General features: G+C 73.1%; 13 protein-coding genes. 9 read left to right on the top strand and 4 right to left on the bottom strand.

Annotated elements, in window-relative coordinates; translation table 11 throughout:
* Window positions 1-49: 49 nt before the first annotated feature.
* From OG448_RS06210 to OG448_RS06200, 3 genes are all read right to left on the bottom strand, one after another.
* Window positions 50-841 (bottom strand): trypsin-like serine protease, encoded by a 792-nt coding sequence (locus OG448_RS06210; protein WP_391292793.1) that lies wholly within the window; start codon window positions 839-841, stop codon window positions 50-52.
* Window positions 842-1,078: 237 nt separating this feature from the next.
* Window positions 1,079-3,916 (bottom strand): ATP-binding protein, encoded by a 2,838-nt coding sequence (locus OG448_RS06205; RefSeq protein ID WP_405551908.1) that lies wholly within the window; start codon window positions 3,914-3,916, stop codon window positions 1,079-1,081.
* 185 nt (window positions 3,917-4,101) lie between these two features.
* Window positions 4,102-4,935, bottom strand: a complete 834-nt coding sequence (locus tag OG448_RS06200) for a LuxR C-terminal-related transcriptional regulator (protein ID WP_405551907.1) — start codon at window positions 4,933-4,935, stop codon at window positions 4,102-4,104.
* A 146-nt stretch (window positions 4,936-5,081) separates the two neighbouring features.
* Here OG448_RS06200 and OG448_RS06195 point away from each other — a divergent pair, with 146 nt between their 5' ends.
* Window positions 5,082-6,755, top strand: coding sequence for an AMP-binding protein (locus OG448_RS06195; RefSeq protein WP_405551906.1), 1,674 nt, complete (start codon window positions 5,082-5,084; stop codon window positions 6,753-6,755).
* On the top strand, window positions 6,752-8,356 hold the full coding sequence (locus tag OG448_RS06190) for an AMP-binding protein (RefSeq protein WP_405551905.1): 1,605 nt from the start codon (window positions 6,752-6,754) through the stop codon (window positions 8,354-8,356). The genes OG448_RS06195 and OG448_RS06190 overlap by 4 nt, the downstream gene beginning before the upstream one ends.
* Window positions 8,357-8,549: 193 nt before the next feature.
* Here the strand turns inward: OG448_RS06190 and OG448_RS06185 are convergent, their stop codons facing one another.
* Window positions 8,550-8,783, bottom strand: a complete 234-nt coding sequence (locus OG448_RS06185) for a hypothetical protein (protein WP_030816483.1) — start codon at window positions 8,781-8,783, stop codon at window positions 8,550-8,552.
* A 170-nt stretch (window positions 8,784-8,953) separates the two neighbouring features.
* Between OG448_RS06185 and OG448_RS06180 the strand changes: the two genes are divergently transcribed.
* The 7 genes from OG448_RS06180 to OG448_RS06150 all read left to right on the top strand — a co-directional run bounded on the left by OG448_RS06180 (window position 8,954) and on the right by OG448_RS06150 (window position 15,350).
* Window positions 8,954-11,362 carry a GH92 family glycosyl hydrolase gene (locus OG448_RS06180; RefSeq protein WP_405551904.1) on the top strand — a complete coding sequence of 803 codons (2,409 nt, stop codon included), beginning with the start codon at window positions 8,954-8,956 and terminating at the stop codon, window positions 11,360-11,362.
* A 91-nt stretch (window positions 11,363-11,453) separates the two neighbouring features.
* Window positions 11,454-11,702: a hypothetical protein gene (locus OG448_RS06175; protein ID WP_405551903.1), complete on the top strand. Its 249-nt coding sequence runs from the start codon at window positions 11,454-11,456 to the stop codon at window positions 11,700-11,702.
* Window positions 11,703-11,753: 51 nt separating this feature from the next.
* Complete coding sequence (locus OG448_RS06170) at window positions 11,754-12,065, top strand: helix-turn-helix domain-containing protein (protein WP_366569918.1); 312 nt, start codon at window positions 11,754-11,756, stop codon at window positions 12,063-12,065.
* Window positions 12,066-12,183: 118 nt separating this feature from the next.
* Entirely contained in the window at window positions 12,184-12,687 is a 504-nt protein-coding gene (gene uraD, locus OG448_RS06165; protein WP_405551902.1) for a 2-oxo-4-hydroxy-4-carboxy-5-ureidoimidazoline decarboxylase, read from the top strand.
* A gap of 14 nt (window positions 12,688-12,701) precedes the next feature.
* On the top strand, window positions 12,702-13,046 hold the full coding sequence (gene uraH / locus OG448_RS06160; RefSeq protein WP_405551901.1) for a hydroxyisourate hydrolase: 345 nt from the start codon (window positions 12,702-12,704) through the stop codon (window positions 13,044-13,046).
* A gap of 5 nt (window positions 13,047-13,051) precedes the next feature.
* Window positions 13,052-13,966 carry a factor-independent urate hydroxylase gene (gene pucL / locus OG448_RS06155; RefSeq protein ID WP_405551900.1) on the top strand — a complete coding sequence of 305 codons (915 nt, stop codon included), beginning with the start codon at window positions 13,052-13,054 and terminating at the stop codon, window positions 13,964-13,966.
* 16 nt (window positions 13,967-13,982) lie between these two features.
* Entirely contained in the window at window positions 13,983-15,350 is a 1,368-nt protein-coding gene (locus OG448_RS06150) for an 8-oxoguanine deaminase (RefSeq protein ID WP_405551899.1), read from the top strand.
* Window positions 15,351-15,357: the final 7 nt, after the last annotated feature.

The following is a 15,357-nucleotide window of genomic DNA, read 5'->3' as shown; positions in this document are numbered from 1 at the left end:
CAGCGCCCCCCTGGTCATGCACCCGAGCGAGCTCGGGAGATCTTCCGGGTCACGAGTTGACCTGCGCGGTCACCAGGCTGGAGAAGGTGGTCAGCCGGGTGTAGACCCCCGGGTAACCGGCCTCCGCGCAGCCCTCGCCCCAGGAAGTGATCCCTGCCAGGACGCCCCCGATGATCAGGGGACCGCCGCTGTCGCCCTGGCAGGTGTCGACGCCACCGGAGGTGAGTCCGGCGCAGACCATGTCGGACTGGACGAAGTCCGAACCGTAGGAGCTACGGCAACTGGAGTCGGACACGATCGGCACGGTCGCGGTCCGCAGTTGGTTGGAGGAGCTGCCGTTCTCCGAGGTGGTGCCCCAGCCGAGGATGCGGGCCGTGGTGCCGGCCGCGTAGACACTCGTCTGGGAGGAGGAGACGTAGGACACCGGGGTGTACGGCATCGACGTCGACAGGGTCAGCACGGCCACGTCGTCGCCCCGGGTGGCGTCGGTGTAGTCCGGGTTGATCCAGATCTTGCTGACGCGGCTCACCGTGCCGTTGGTGCCGTTCAGGTAGGTGCGGCCACCGACCACGCGGACGCTGCTCGTCGACTCGCCGACCATGCAGTGGGCCGCCGTGACCACCTTCTTGGCGGACACCAGGGTGCCGCCGCAGAACTGGTTGCCGGACGCGTCCGTGATCTGCATGACGTACGGGTACGCGGTCGTGGTGGTGGTCGTGCCGCCCACGATGGGCTGGGGCGCGGCGCTCGCCGAGGGGGCGGCCACGAGCGCGGTCGCCGCGGCGGCGGCGGTCGCCAGCACGGTCACGGCGGTCTTTCTGGCACGTCTGAGCCCGAACATGAGTCTCCTCAGTGGGGGTTGCCGGTGGGGGTCGCGCGGGTGTGGGGGGTGGTGCACGGGGACGGGGCACCCCCGACTCCGGTGGAGCGGAGACGGATGGGGTTCCGAACTCGTGTGCCCGGCGAGCGGCACGCCCCTCACGCTAGGACCCGGAACTCCCGCCTCCCAATGAGGGAACCCCCTAGGGGGTCAGGGGAGGGAAAACCCTCGGTCCGGCTCAGTTAACCGGGGGCCCCGTCACTTCGCGCGGCGACCTGCGGCCAATCGGACGATGTCCACCCGCGAACGGATGCCCAGCTTCCGGTAGACCCGGGTCAGGGTCGCCTCCACGGTCTTCACGCTCACGAACAGCCGTGCGGCTATCTCCCGGTTGGTGGCGCCCTCCATCACCAGCGCGGCCACCTGACGCTCCATCGCGGCCAGCCCCGCCAGCGCGTCCAGCGCCTCCGGGGCGTCCGGCACCGGCACCGGCGGCGCGGGCTCGGGCGCGCTGCGGGCCTCGTCCACCTGGCCCAGCCACGGCAGCGCCCGGCAGCGCCGGAACAGCCGGGTCGCCTCGTCGTACGCCGTGCCCCGGCGGCGGGCCCCCTCCGGGGAGCGGGCGCGGAGCTGGGCCAGGGCGAACGCGGCGCGGGCCGCCTCCAGCCCGTAGCCCAGCTCGGTGAGCCGGTCCTGAGCGGACGTCAGCCGGGCCAGCGCGCCCTCCTGGTCGCCGCGGGCCGCCCGCACCAGGGCCTCCGCCCGGTCCAGGACCGCGAGCACGCTCGCCCGGCCCAGGCGTTCGGCGTGCTCCCGGCTGGTGTCGATGAGGTCCTGCGCCTCGGCCGGTTCACCGATCCGTACCAGCGCCTCCGCGAGGTCTCCCTGCCAGCGGCCGCGCGCCGGGTCGGTGATGCCGAGGTCCTGCTCCAGACGGCGTACCCGGCGCAGCGAACGCACCGTCCCCACCGCGTCCCCGGCCACCAGTTGGGCGTACCCGAGGGCGGCGAGCGCCCGCGAGAGGTACATCTGGTCGCCGTCCTGCTCGGCGTGCTCCACCGCCTCGTGGGCCAGCGACAGCGCCCGGCCCACGTCCCCGCCGGACGCCTCGGCCAGCGAGGTCAGCATGGCGGAGGCGGTCTCCCCGATCCCCGAGTCCCGCGCCAGCCGGAGGGCCTCGCGCGCCAGCTCCAGGGCGCGCCCGCAGTGCCCGGCGTGCAGCTCGGTCTCCGCGAGCCCGCGCAGGAAGTGCACCTCGCTCTCCACCGAGCCCCGTCGCCGCACCTCGCCCAGCAGCGCGGTCACCGTGCCGCGCGCCTCGGCCAGCCGGTCGCCCATGACCAGCCAGCGGAAGCGCGCGCTGCCCGCCCCGTTGTGATGGCACGCCACCGACGCGTCCTGCGGCTCGCGCAGCGCCCGCTTGATGGTGCGGGGTGCCTCCGGATGACCCATCAGGGTCTCCGTCTGCGCCTGGAAGGCCAGCGCCAGCAGCTCGGTGCGCCGGTCCCCGCCGTGCTCGGCCAGCGCGGCCGCGTGCGCGGCGGCGGTACGGGCCTCGGTGAAGTCGCCCTGCACGATCAGCGCGCGCCAGGCGAGCTGGTAGTTGACCAGGGCCAGCAGCCGGGGGTCCTGCCCGGCGTCGGCGAGCGCCTGCGGGAAGACGGCGTCGACCTCGGCCATGGTGTGCCCGGCGGTGTCGATGACGACGATCCAGGCCCGCACCCGCTCGGCGGCCACGGCGGTACGGCTCAGCACCTCGCGCGCGATGTCCCGGGCGAGGTCGACCTCGCCGGCCGTGATCGCGTCCTCGGCGGCCGTCAGCCGCCGCTCCTCGGCACCGGGCACGCCGTCGGCCGGGGTGCGGCGCGCGGCCAGCAGGCCGAGCTGGGCGGCGACGGAGGGCGCGCCCCGGTCGCGGGCGAGGGTCGCGGCCCCGGCGAGCTTCGCGGCCACCTCCGGGTCGGTGCCGGTGGTGGCGAGCGCCAGGTGCCGGGCGCGCTCGATCGGGTCGGAAGCGGCGGTGGACAGCGCCGCGTGCGCGGCCCGCCGCTCCGGCGCGGGTGCCTCGGCGTACAGGGCGGCGGAGATCAGGGGGTGCGCGAACCGTACGGCCGGGGCCTCCGGCTCGGTGGCGAGCAGGCCGAGTTCGGCGGCCTGGGCGCACTCCGCCTCGGCGTTCTCCCGGCCGGCCGCGTGCAGCAGGGCCGGGGTGGGGCGGGCGCCCGCGCTGGCCACCAGCAGGGTGCGGCGGGCCTCCACCGAGAGCATGTCCAGCCGGCTGAGCACCAGGGCGCGCAGCGAGGTCGGCACCGGCAGCGGTTCGCCGGGCCGGGGCGGGGTCGGGCTGTCGGCGAGCGCGCGGCTCAGTTCCAGCGCGAAGAGCGGGTTGCCGCCGCTGGTGCGGTGGATCTCGCGCACCGTGGAGCGGGGCAGCGCGCCGTGTCCCCGGTGGTCCAGCAGCCGGGCCACCTGGGTGCGGTTGAGGGGGCCCAGCCGGACGGCGGCGGTGTCGGGCGGGCAGGCGCGCAGGTGGCGGTCGTACTCCTGGCTCTCCGGGCCCTCGGTGCGTACCGCGCACAGCAGTTGTACCGGGGTGCCCTCCAGGCGGCGGGCGGCGAAGCCGAGCAGTTCGGCGCTGGCCGGGTCGAGCCACTGGAGGTCGTCGGCGACCAGCAGGACGGGGCCGCGCGCGGCGAGGGCGCGCAGGGCGGAGAGCACCGCCAGGCGCAGGGCGAGGCCGTCGCGCTGGAGGCTGGACTCGCCCCGGCCGGTGAGCGCCGACTCCAGCGCGGTCAACTGGGCCGAGGGGAGGTGCGGCGCGATCTCGTCCAGGACCAGCCCGAGGAGGTCGGCCAGGGCGAGGAAGGGCAGATGCGATTCGGACTCGGTCGCCGAGCAGCGCAACACGGTGTGCGCGGTGGCGCCGTATTCCTCGGCCAATGCCCGCAGGAAGGTCGATTTCCCTATTCCGGCCGGGCCGTGCACCAGCACACTGCCGCCCGAGGCGAGCTGTTCCTTCGCGCCGGCGAACAGTTCCTCGCGGCCGATGAGCAGGTCGGGGCGGCATCGGGCAGGCTCCTGGAAGTCCCGTCGCACGGTTCGCCCGCTCCCCTCGTGTGTCGTGTCCGGGCCAAATTCTAGGCAACGGAGCCCGGAATTCGGCGAGAAGTCGTGGTGAGGGAAATAACAGCCCGTCAAGCATCGTCAAATTCAAAGCGGGCCTATGTGAATGGCATGTTTCGCCGGCGGTTGCCGGGGACCGGAGTGTCCGGTTCCGGCCCCTAGGGGAGGACCCCGGCCCGGCGAGCCGCCGTCACCGCCTCCCCCCGGGTGTGCGCGCCCAGTTTGCGCATCGCGGCGCGCAGATAGCCCTTCACCGTCTCCGGGCGCAGGCCCAGCCGGTCGGCGACGGCCGCGTTGGTGGCGCCGGTCGCCACCCAGGTCAGGACGTCCAGCTCGCGCGGGGCCAGCGCCGGGCTCCTGCCCGTAGGGGGTGCGGTCAGCAGCTCGCAGACCGCCAGCAGTTCGGCCCGCAGCTCCGGGTCCGCGATGCGCGGGGCCAGCGCCCGCAGCGCCGCGTGCGCCTCCCGTACGTGCTCCTGCCCGGCCCCCGGCTCCGGTACGGCCGCCGTAGCGGGGCGGAGCGCGGCCAGCAGGCCCCGCGCCTCGTCCCGTACCGCGAGCGCACGCTCGACCTCCCGCGCCGCCGCCACCGCCCCGTCGAGCGCCCGGTCGCCCAGGGGCTGGGCGGTGCGCAGCGCGCCGTAGAGCACCCCGCGCACCCGGTGCCGTACCACCACCGGCACCGCGAGCACCGAGCGCAGGCCCTCGGCGGCCACCGGGGCGTCGTACTCGTGGCTGATCCGGCGGGAACTGGAGTAGTCCGGCACCGCGCACGCCCGGCCCAGCGCCACCGCCCGGCCGCCCAGCCCGGTGCCGGAGGTCACCACCAGCGAGCGCAGCGCGGCCGTGGCGGTGCCGCTCAGCTCGCTGATCCGGATCTGCGCCGCGCCGGGGCCGACCGCTCCGCCGAACGCGACCGGCAGTCCCGTCGCGCGCCGCAGCCCGGCCAGCGCACCCCGAATCTCCGCCGTCGCCACGGCATCTGCTGCCACCTTCTCGCTCCTTCGTGCCGCCACCCCCGTTCGGGGGTGGTGAGACCCGCATCACGGATTAGACGATGGGGGAGAGCCGCCCGGCAATGGTCCGGGACGCGGGAGTGCGCCGGCGGTGGACGACCGCGGCAGCGAGGAGGACACGGATGACGACCCCGACGGAGCTGTTCCGCAGCGCCCGCGATTTCCTGCTGGAGCACCGGGAGGACTACCAGGGCGCCCACGAGGGCTTCCGCTGGCCCGAGTTCGAGCACTTCAACTGGGCGCTGGACTGGTTCGACGTGATCGCGGAGGGCAACGACCGCACCGCCCTGCACATCGTCGAGGAGGACGGCACCGAGACCCGGCTCTCCTTCGCCGAACTGTCCGACCGCTCCGACCGGGTGGCCAACCACCTGAAGGCGCTGGGCGTCGGCGCCGGGGACCGGGTCCTCGTCATGCTCGGCAACCAGGCCGAGCTGTGGGAGACCATGCTCGCCGCGATGAAGCTGCGGGCCGTGGTCATCCCGGCCACCCCGCTGCTCGGCCCCGCCGACCTGCGCGACCGGGTCGACCGCGGCGAGGTCGCGCACGTGATCGCGCGCGCCGAGGACACCGCCAAGTTCGAGGAGGTCCCCGGCACCTACACCCGCATCTCGGTGGGCGGGCTGCCCGAGGAGGCGTGGGAGCCGTACGAGGACGCCTACGCGGTGCCCGGCGGGTTCCTGCCCGACGGGCCGACCCTCGCCGACGACCCGCTGATGCTGTACTTCACCTCCGGGACGACCGCCCGCCCCAAGCTGGTCGAGCACACCCACACCTCGTACCCGGTCGGCCATCTCGCCACCCTGTACTGGATCGGGCTCCAGCCCGGTGACGTGCACCTCAACATCTCCTCGCCCGGCTGGGCCAAGCACGCCTGGTCCAACCTGTTCGCACCCTGGAACGCCGAGGCGACCGTCTTCGTCGTCAACTACGCCCGCTTCGACGCCGCCCGGCTGATGGCCGAGATGGACCGGGCCCAGGTCACCACGTTCTGCGCGCCGCCCACCGTGTGGCGGATGCTGATCCAGGCCGACCTGACCCAGCTCGCCACCCCGCCCCGCGAGGCCGTCGCCGCCGGGGAACCGCTCAACCCCGAGGTGGTCGAGCAGGTCCGGCGCGCCTGGGGCGTGACCGTCCGGGACGGGTTCGGGCAGACCGAGACGGCCGTGCAGATCTCCAACAGCCCCGGCCAGGAGCTGCGTCCGGGCTCCATGGGCCGGCCCAGCCCCGGGTACCGCGTAGAACTCCTCGACCCGGTCACCGGCGCGCCCGGCGCCACCGAGGGCGAGATCGCGCTCGACCTCTCCGCGCGGCCCGTCGGCCTGATGACCGGCTACCACGGCGACCCCGAGCGCACTGCCGAGGCGATGGCCGACGGCTACTACCGCACCGGCGACATCGGCTCCCGCGACGCCGACGGGTACGTCTACTACACGGGCCGCAGCGACGACGTCTTCAAGGCCAGCGACTACAAGATCAGCCCCTTCGAGCTGGAGAGCGCGCTGCTGGAGCACGAGGCGGTGGCCGAGGCGGCCGTCGTCCCCGCACCCGACGAACTCCGGCTCGCGGTGCCGAAGGCGTACGTGGTGCTCGCCGAGGGCTGGGAGCCCGGACCCGGCACCGCCAAGGCGCTCTTCGAGCACTCCCGTGAGGTGCTCGCGCCCTACAAGCGGCTGCGCAGGCTGGAGTTCGGGCCGCTGCCCAAGACCGTGTCCGGCAAGATCCGCCGCATCGAGTTGCGCGAGGCCACGGCCGCGGGCTCGGCGGACGAGTACCGCGAGGAGGACTTCCGGTGACCCTCTCCTACACCCACGGCACCGGCGACACCGCCCTGCTCGGTGACACCATCGGCACCAACCTCGCCCGTACGGCGGCCACTTGGCCGGACCGGGAGGCCCTGGTCGACGTCCCCGCCGGGCGCCGCTGGACCTACGCCGAGTTCGCCGCCGACGTCGAGCGGCTGGCGTGCGCGCTGCTCGTCGCCGGGGTGGCCAAGGGCGACCGGGTGGGCGTCTGGGCGGTCAACCGGGCGGAGTGGGTGCTGGTCCAGTACGCCACCGCGCAGGTCGGCGCGATCATGGTCAACGTCAACCCGGCCTACCGCACCCACGAGGTCGAGTACGTCCTCCGGCAGGCCGGTGTCTCCCTGCTGTTCGCCTCCACCGAGCACAAGGGGAGCGACTACCGGTCGATGGTGGACGAAGTGCGCCCGAAGCTCCCGGAGTTGACGCGGACGGTGTACTTCGGCGACGCGAGCTGGGAGGAGTTCAACGCGCTCGGCGTCGAGGGTTCGCGCGAGGAACTGCGCTCCCGCGAAGCCGAGTTGTCCTGTGACGACCCGATCAACATCCAGTACACCTCGGGCACCACCGGCTTCCCCAAGGGCGCCACCCTCTCCCACCACAACATCCTCAACAACGGCTTCTTCGTGGGGGAGTTGGTCGCCTACACCGAGCAGGACCGCATCTGCGTGCCCGTGCCCTTCTACCACTGCTTCGGCATGGTCATGGGCAACCTCGCGGCCACCTCCCACGGCGCCTGCATCGTCATCCCGGCCCCGTCCTTCGAGCCCAGGGCCACCCTGGAGGCCGTCCAGCGGGAGCGGTGCACCTCGCTGTACGGGGTGCCCACGATGTTCATCGCGGAGCTGAACCTCCCCGAGTTCGCGGAGTACGACCTCTCCACCCTGCGCACCGGCATCATGGCGGGCTCGCCCTGCCCGGTGGAGGTGATGAAGCGGGTGGTCGCCGAGATGCACATGGCCGAGGTGTCCATCTGCTACGGCATGACCGAGACCTCCCCGGTCTCCCTCCAGACCCGCGTCGACGACGACCTGGAGCACCGCACCGGCACGGTCGGCCGCGTTCTGCCGCATCTGGAGGTCAAGGTGGTCGACCCGGCCACCGGCGTCACCCTTCCCCGCGGCGAGGCCGGCGAGCTGTGCACCCGCGGCTACAGCGTCATGCTCGGCTACTGGGAGGAGCCCGCGAAGACCGCCGAGGCCATCGACACCGGCCGCTGGATGCACACCGGCGACCTCGCCGTCATGCGCGAGGACGGCTATGTGGAGATCGTCGGTCGCATCAAGGACATGATCATCCGGGGCGGCGAGAACATCTACCCGCGCGAGATCGAGGAGTTCCTCTACGCCCACCCCAAGATCCGGGACGTCCAGGTGGTCGGCGTACCGCACGAACGGTACGGCGAGGAGGTCCTCGCCTGTGTCATCCCGCTCGACCCGGCCGACCCGCTCACGCTGGAGGAACTGCGCGCCTTCTGCCGGGACCGGCTGGCCCACTACAAGATCCCGAGCCGGCTCCAGCTCCTCGACGCCTTCCCCATGACGGTGTCGGGCAAGGTCCGCAAGGTCGAGCTGCGCCGGGCCCACGGCTCCTGACGTGCCTGTGGGGCGCGGTCGCCCCCGTTGCCTTCCGGCCGAGACCGCGCCCCACAAGTCCCCCGTACGCAAGGCCCGCCACCCCCGTCCCGGCGGGACCTCGCCCCCTCAATCTGCCCTCGTTCGAGGGCGGTTGAAGCCTTTCGGGCGGTCTTCAGAGGTTGATTTGAGGTTGGCCCGGTGACCAGGCGCCTCACAGTTCGTGTTCGGACAGTCCCGGCCAGTCGTCCGGGCCGCCGCCCTGCCAGTCGATCAGATCGCTCACCTCGACCTCGATCCGGTCCAGGTCGGCCATGCGCAGGATCTCGACCACGTCGTCCAGGTGCGAGGCGAGGCCGAGCGTCACGTCGCCCTCGGTGACCCGGCGCGAGCCGTCGAGCGCCGGGGAGTGGACCACGATGTGCGGGTGCGGTGTCGGACGCTCCATGTCTTCAGCGTCCTGCGGATCGCCCGGCGCCGCTACTCGGACCGGTGGGGGGCGGCCCGAGAGTTCGCCCAGGTTTCACCGCGCGCGGCCCCCGGCCCTCTTCCCCCGCACCGGCCGGGCTTCTAGCCTCGCCGCGCCCGATGTCCCCCATGGAAAGGCAGATCCGACGCATGCGCCACGCCCTCCTACGCGCCGCGAGACGGCTCGGCACCCGAGCGGCCGTCACGGCCGTCACCACAGCGCTCACCGTGGCGGCCCCCTTCCCGGCCGTCGCGGCGAGCGGGCCGGAGCGGCTGTCGTCGCTGGTGGACCCGCTGATCGGCTCCGCGAACGGCGGCAACACATTCCCCGGCGCCACCCTGCCCCAGGGCATGATCGCCTGGTCGCCCACCAGCACCGCCGGGGACCAGACCAGCACCGGCGCGGCCAACGGGTACGCGTACAACACCACCCGGATACGCGGTCTGAGCCTCACCCATGTCAACGGCGCCGGCTGCCACCCAGGCGCGGCCGGGGACGTCCCCATCATGCCGTTCACCGGTGACATCACGTCCTCCCCGTCCGCCGACACCAAGGACGCCGTCTACGCGGCGGACTTCTCCCACGCCGACGAGAAGGCCGTACCCGGCCGCTACACCCTCGGCCTCGCCTCCGGCGCCTCGGCCGACCTCGCGGTGAGCAGGCGGGCCGGGGTCGCCGACTTCGCCTTCCCGGCCGGCCGCCCGGCGAGCCTGCTCTTCCGCGTCTCCAACTCGCTGAACGGCAGCGAGGACGCGCACATCGACATCGACGCCGCCCATCGCAAGGTGACCGGCTGGGTGCTGACCGGCGCGTTCTGCGGCCGCCGTGCCAACGGCGGGACCAACAACCGCAAGAGCTACTACCGGCTGCACTTCAGCGCCACCTTCGACCGCGCCTTCGCCACCACCGGCACCTGGCACGACGGCACCCTGTCGCCCGGCTCCACCACGGCCTCCGGCGGCGAGGGCTACGCCACGGGCGCCGACCGCGCCGGACGCGGCTCCGGCGGCTGGGTCGGCTTCGACACGGCGTCTGACAACGATGTCCACATGCGTCTCGGCATCTCCTACGTCAGCCTCGCGGGCGCCGAGGCCAACCTCCGCCACGAGATCCCCGCACGGGCGAGCGTCGCCGACGTGGCCGCCGCCGGGGCGCGCGCCTGGGACCGCGAGCTGAGCACCGTACGCGCCGAGGGCGGGAGTACGGCCCGGCGTACCGCGTTCTACACCGCGCTCTACCACTCCCTGATGCAGCCCAATTTGATCAGCGACACCGACGGCCGCTACCGAGGCATGGACCAGGCCGTGCACCGGCCGGCGCGCGGGCAGCGGGCGCAGTACAGCAACTTCTCCGGCTGGGACCAGTACCGGGCGCAGATCCAGTTGCTCGCGCTGCTGCGGCCCACGGTGGCGGGCGACTTCGCGCAGTCGCTGTACAACTTCGCCCGCCAGAACGGCGGGGTCTGGGACCGCTGGGTGCACATCAGCGGCGCCACCCACGTGATGACGGGGGACCCGTCCGCCGCCACCCTGGCCACCTTCTACGCCATGGGGGTACGGAACTTCGACTACCGGGGTGCCTACGCCTCACTTGTCCGCCAGGCGACCGTCCCCACCCCGGACGACCTCTCCGACGCGGGCTGCCCCGGCCAGTGCGAGGGTCAACGCCCGAACCTGGCCCAGTACTTGGTGTCCCACTACGCGCCCCAGGACGCCTGCCACTGCTGGGGAGGCGCGGCAGAGACCCTGGAGGACGCGGTCGCGGACTTCTCCCTGGCCCAGTGGGCGCGCGGGCTCGGCCGGGACGAGGACGCGAAGGTCTTCACCGACCGCGCGGCTTACTGGCGCAACGTCTTCGACCCCGCCACCGGCTACGTCCAGGCCCGCAAGCTCGACGGCTCCTGGGTCACGCCGTTCAACCCCGCGAGCGACCTCGGGTTCGCGCAGGGCACCAGCGCCACCTACACCTGGATGGTGCCCCACGACGTCCAGGGGCTCGCCGACGCGATGGGCGGCCGGAGCGTGGCCGCGACCCGGCTCGACGGCTTCTTCCACAACCCGGACGGCTCCTGGTCCGTACGCGGCGGCGACCCCCTGCGCTACGACCCGACCAACGAGCCCGGCATCCACGCCCCCTGGCTCTACAACGCGCTCGGGCAGCCCTGGAAGACCCAGGCGACGGTGCGCCGGATCCTCGACACCGTCTACGGCACCGGCCCCGCCGGCCTCCCCGGCAACGACGACCTCGGCACCATGTCCGCCTGGTACGTCTTCTCCGCCCTCGGCATCTACCCGCAGACCCCCGGCAGCGCCACCCTGCTGCTCGGCGCCCCGGTGTTCCCGAGGGCGACCGTGGACCGCCCGGGCCGGGCCGACCTCGTCATCACCGCCCCCGAGGCCGACGACACCCACGTCTACATCGGCGCCGTACGCCGTGACGGGCACCCGGTGACCCGCTCCTGGCTCACCCCGGCCCAGGCGCGCGACGGCGGCAGACTGGACTTCACCCTGACCACGGCACCCGACACCGACTGGGCGACGGGGGACCTGCCCGAGTGACCTCACCGGCCCCGCGGGAGCAGCCCGCGGGGCCGACCTGTGCTCTCGGGGGCGTCCACTAAGGTCGTACGACCTAGACCTGGGGGCAGAGTTGAGACTGCGAGTGGAGTTCACCACCGAACCCTTCGACCTGGACGTCCCGCCCGCGCACGCCGTGGCGGCCCGCGAGGTCGTCGAGGGCGGCGGTCTGGACACCGTGGACGTGGGACCGTTCGGCACCATGGCCGAGGGCGGCGCGGACGGGGTGCTCACTGCCGTGGACGCGCTGCTGCGGCGGAGTCTGGAGGCCGGGGCGACCCGGATATCCCTCCAGGTCAACGTCGTCGGGGAGGAGCGGTAGGTGACCGCCGAAGAGCCCTTCCTCGCGGCCGTGCGACCCCTCGTGGACGCCATGGGCGGCGAACTCCTGCCGCCGGGCGAGGCGGGCCCGGACGACGTGGTGCTGGCCTGGGAGGGCGCCGACGTCGTCGCCGTACGGCTGCCGCAGCTCGCGGAGTCCCTCGACCACATCCTCACCGCGCTGGAGCGCCGGGAGGGGCGGCCGCTGGCAGAGCTGGACCGCAAGGCCAAGCAGGAGATCGTCCGGACGCTGGAGGCGCGCGGCGCCTTCGCCGTCAGGCACGGAGTCGAGACGGTGGCGGGGGCGCTCGGCGTCAGCCGCTTCACCATCTACAACTACCTCAACCGGGAGAAGGGCCGCTGAGCCCGTCCGGGGCAGGTAACCCAGAATTTTCAACAAAGTGTTGACGTGTCGTCGCGGTGAGGCGTTAGCTGACGGCACCCCGTCCGGCACGACGGCCCTCGCGGCCACGGAGGCGCCCGTGACATCGCCCGCCACCCCCCTGGGCCTGGCCCGGTTCAACGCCCTCGGGGACGAGGCCGCGCTCGCCGCCCTGCACGAGGTGTGCGCCTCCACCGCCTGGGGCCGCCTGCTCCTGGTCGCCCGCCCGTACGCCACCCCGGACGACCTCTACCTCGCCGCCGACGCGGCCCTCGCCGGACTCGGCGCCGACGACCTGGCCGAGGCGATGGCGGGCCACCCCCCGATCGGCCGTCCCAAGCCCGGCGACCCCGCCTCCGCGCGGGAGCAGCGCGGCATGGCGGACGCTTCCGACGCCCTGCGTGCCGAGATGCTCGAACTGAACCTCGCCTACCAGGACCGCTTCGGCCATGTCTTCCTGATCTGCGCCACCGGCCTGACCGGTGAGCAGATGCGCGACGCACTGACGGAGCGGCTCGGCAACACGCCGGAGCGGGAACGGGAGATCGCCCGCGCCGAACTGGGCAGGATCAACCGCATCCGCCTGGCCCGACTCGTCGCCTGAAGGACGCCCGCACCATGACCACCACCGCCTCCGTGTCCACGCACATCCTGGACACCTCGCTCGGCCGCCCCGCCCAGGGCGTGACCGTCCGCCTCTCGGCGCGCACCGGTTCCGGCGCCGAATGGCGGCCGCTCGGCGAGGGGACCACCGACGCCGACGGCCGCTGCCGGGACCTGCCGGCCCCGCCCAGGGAAACCGCGCAGGTGCGGCTCGACTTCGCCGTGGAGCCGTACCTGAGCGGGAGAGGGGACGCGTTCTTCCCGGAGGTGACCGTCACCTTCGCCGTCCGGGCCGGGGAGCACTACCACGTCCCGCTGCTGCTCAGCCCGTTCGGCTACTCCGTATACCGAGGGAGCTAGCTTTCATGGCAGAAACGTCCCGTCCGGCCGGGCCCGCGATCCTGGCGCAGAACCAGTACGGCAAGGCCGAGAACCGGGTCGTCCGGATCACGCGCGACGGCGCCACCCACCACATCAAGGACCTCAACGTCTCGGTCACCCTCAGCGGCGACATGGACGACGTCCACTACTCCGGCTCCAACGCCCACGTCCTGCCGACCGACACCACCAAGAACACGGTGTACGCGTTCGCCAAGCGGTACGGCATCGAGTCCGCCGAGCAGTTCGGCATCCACCTCGCCCGGCACTTCGTCACCTCCCAGGAGGCGATCCGCACGGCCCGCATCCGGATCGAGGAGTACGCCTGGGACCGGATCGGCGCGGAAGACGGCGGGCACTCCTTCGTCCGCAAGGGCCAGGAGGTCCGGCTCACCCAGGTCTTCCACGACGGCACGTCCTGGCAGGTCGTCTCCGGCCTGCGCGACCTGGTGGTGCTGAACTCCACCGACTCCGAGTTCTGGGGCTACGCCAAGGACGAGTACACCACCCTGCCCGAGGCGTACGACCGGGTGCTGGCCACCGAGGTGAGCGCCCGCTGGCGGTACGGCTGGACCGGCGAGGGCGACGCACCGGACTGGGACGCCTCCTACGCCGAGACCCGGCGCCACCTGCTGGAAGCCTTCGCCGGAACCTACTCGTACTCCCTCCAGCAGACCCTGTACGAGATGGGCGCGCGGGTGATCGGGGAGCGTGCCGAGACGGATGAGATCCGGCTCTCCCTGCCGAACAAGCACCACTTCCTGGCCGACCTCACGCCCTTCGGGCTGACCAACGACAACGAGGTGTACCTCGCCGCCGACCGGCCCTACGGCCTGATCGAGGCGACCGTCCTCCGCGAGGGCCGCGAGGCGGCGATCCCGGTGGACCTCACCAACCTCTGAGAGCGAAGGACGAACCGTGGCAGCAGCCGAGCGCATCGTCATCGAGAACTGCGCGATCGCCACCGTGGACGCCGACGACACCGAGTACGCCACGGGGCACCTCGTCCTCGCGGACGACCGCATCGAAAGCGTGGGACCGGGCCCGGCCCCCGAGGGGCTCACCGGGGTCACCCGCCGGATCGACGCCACCGGGCACCTGGCCACCCCCGGCCTGGTCAACACCCACCACCACTTCTACCAGTGGCTCACCCGGGGCCTGGCCACCGACCACAACCTCTTCGACTGGCTGACCGCGCTCTACCCGACCTGGGCGCGCATCGACGAGGACATGGTGTCCGCGGGTGCGCGGGGCTCGCTGGCGATGATGGCCCGCGGCGGTGTCACCACCGCGATGGACCACCACTACGTCTACCCGCGCGGCACCGGAGACCTGTCCGGCGCCATCGTGCGCGCCGCCCGCGACACCGGCGTCCGCCTCACCCTGGCCCGGGGCTCGATGGACCGGGGCGAGTCGGACGGCGGGCTGCCGCCGGACTTCGCGGTGGAGAGCCTGGACGAGGCGCTGGCCGCCACCGAGGCCACCGTCCGCGAACACCACGACCCCTCCTTCGGCGCGCTGACCCAGGTCGCGGTCGCGCCCTGCTCACCCTTCTCCGTCTCCACCGAACTGATGCGGCAGGGAGCGGAGTTGGCGCGGCGGCTGGGGGTGCGGCTGCACACCCACGGCTCGGAGACGGTGGAGGAGGAGAAGTTCTGCCACGAGCTGTTCGGGGTGGGCCCGACCGAGTACTTCGAGTCCACCGGCTGGCTGGGTGAGGACGTGTGGATGGCGCACTGCGTCCACATGAACGACTCCGACATCGCCGCCTTCGCCCGCACCGGCACCGGCGTCGCCCACTGTCCGTCCTCCAACGCCCGGCTGTCGGCGGGGATCGCGCGGGTGCCGGACCTGCTGGCGGCGGGCGTCCCGGTCGGCCTGGGCGTGGACGGCACGGCCTCCAACGAGTCCGGCGAACTCCACACCGAACTGCGCAACGCCCTCCTCGTGGCCCGCCTCGGCCCGCACCGGGAAGCCGCGCTCACCACCCGTCAGGCCCTCCGCCTCGGCACCTACGGTGGCGCCCAAGTCCTGGGCCGGGCACGGGAGATCGGTTCCCTGGAGCCCGGCAAGCTCGCCGACGTGGTCCTCTGGCGCATGGACACCCTGGCCCACGCCTCCATCGCCGACCCGGTGGCGGCCCTGGTGCTCGGCGCGCCCGCCCCGGTCACGGCCTCCTTCGTGGGCGGCCGGCAGATCGTGGCGGACGGGGGGCTGCTGCACGTGGACGAGGACGCGATCGCCCGCACCACCCGCGAGCAGGCGCAGCGGCTCGCGCGGAGCTGACCGGGCT

Source organism: Streptomyces sp. NBC_01171, from assembly GCF_045039805.1.
Taxonomy (GTDB): Bacteria; Actinomycetota; Actinomycetes; order Streptomycetales; family Streptomycetaceae; genus Streptomyces.
The sequence above is the reverse complement of the archived record's forward strand: the minus strand, read 5'-3'. Positions and strand labels throughout refer to the sequence as shown.